Origin of the sequence: Micromonospora sp. NPDC048830 (assembly GCF_043198215.1) — a bacterium.
Lineage (GTDB): Bacteria > Actinomycetota > Actinomycetes > Mycobacteriales > Micromonosporaceae > Micromonospora.
In genome coordinates, this window is record NZ_JBICUP010000107.1 from 1 (window position 1) to 1,739 (window position 1,739).

Here is a 1,739-nt window from a genome sequence, read left to right on the forward strand (position 1 = left end):
GTCCGGCGGTGTCCTACTCTCCCACACCCTCCCGAGTGCAGTACCATCGGCGCTGGAAGGCTTAGCTACCGGGTTCGGAATGTAACCGGGCGTTTCCCCTCCGCCATGACCGCCGTAACACTATCGACATATCAAACAACACCAACACTGGTCTGCTGTTCGTTTGCCGGGAGTTGCACAGTGGACGCGTAGCATCTTCGATAATCAAGTCCTCGGCCTATTAGTACCGGTCAACTCAACCCGTTACCGAGCTTACATCTCCGGCCTATCAACCCAGTCGTCTAACTGGGGGCCTTACCCCCTCAAAGAGGGGTGGGATACCTCATCTTGAAGCGAGCTTCCCGCTTAGATGCTTTCAGCGGTTATCCCTTCCGAACGTAGCCAACCAGCCATGCCCCTGGCGGAACAACTGGCACACCAGAGGTTCGTCCGTCCCGGTCCTCTCGTACTAGGGACAGCCCTTCTCAAGTATCCTACGCGCACGGCGGATAGGGACCGAACTGTCTCACGACGTTCTAAACCCAGCTCGCGTACCGCTTTAATGGGCGAACAGCCCAACCCTTGGGACCTGCTACAGCCCCAGGATGCGACGAGCCGACATCGAGGTGCCAAACCATCCCGTCGATATGGACTCTTGGGGAAGATCAGCCTGTTATCCCCGGGGTACCTTTTATCCGTTGAGCGACACCGCTTCCACATGCCAGTGCCGGATCACTAGTCCCGACTTTCGTCCCTGCTCGACCCGTCAGTCTCACAGTCAAGCTCCCTTGTGCACTTGCACTCAACACCTGATTGCCAACCAGGCTGAGGGAACCTTTGGGCGCCTCCGTTACCCTTTAGGAGGCAACCGCCCCAGTTAAACTACCCACCAGACACTGTCCCTGAACCGGATAACGGTCCGAAGTTAGATACCCAAATCAACCAGAGTGGTATTTCAACAATGCCTCCACCCATACTGGCGTATGAGCTTCACCGGCTCCCACCTATCCTACACAAGCTAATTCAGATACCAATGTCAAGCTATAGTAAAGGTCCCGGGGTCTTTCCGTCCTGCCGCGCGTAACGAGCATCTTTACTCGTACTGCAATTTCGCCGGGCCTGTGGTTGAGACAGTGGGGAAGTCGTTACGCCATTCGTGCAGGTCGGAACTTACCCGACAAGGAATTTCGCTACCTTAGGATGGTTATAGTTACCACCGCCGTTTACTGGCGCTTAAGTTCTCCGCTTCGCCCCGAAGAGCTAACAGGTCCCCTTAACGTTCCAGCACCGGGCAGGCGTCAGTCCATATACATCGAATTACTTCTTCGCATGGACCTGTGTTTTTAGTAAACAGTCGCTTCCCCCTGCTCTCTGCGGCCATACAACGCTCCACCCGCAAGGGGCTTCACGTCTCCGGCCCCCCTTCTCCCTAAGTTACGGGGGCAATTTGCCGAGTTCCTTAACCACAGTTCACCCGATCGCCTCGGTATTCTCTACCTGACCACCTGTGTCGGTTTGGGGTACGGGCCGCTAAGAACTCGCTAGAGGCTTTTCTCGGCAGCATAGGATCACTGACTTCACCTGAATCGGCTCGGCATCACGTCTCAGCCCACATGTGCTGCGGATTTGCCTACAGCACGGCCTACACGCTTACCCCGGCACAACCACCGGCCGGGCTCAGCTACCTTCCTGCGTCACCCCATCGCTTGACTACTACCCGCCAGGATCCCACGCTCCCCACCCTCAGTCCGAAGACCATG

General features: G+C 56.5%; 1 rRNA gene and 1 other annotated feature (1 of these 2 running past the window's edge). The gene reads right to left on the reverse strand.

The annotated features are described in order from the left end of the window. Positions 1-117 (reverse strand): 5S ribosomal RNA (rrf, locus tag ACGFIZ_RS34030). Between the two features lie 83 nt (positions 118-200). Continuing rightward, positions 201-1,739, reverse strand: a sequence feature (most likely nonfunctional fraction of RNA operon) (it continues 2,967 nt past the right edge of the window).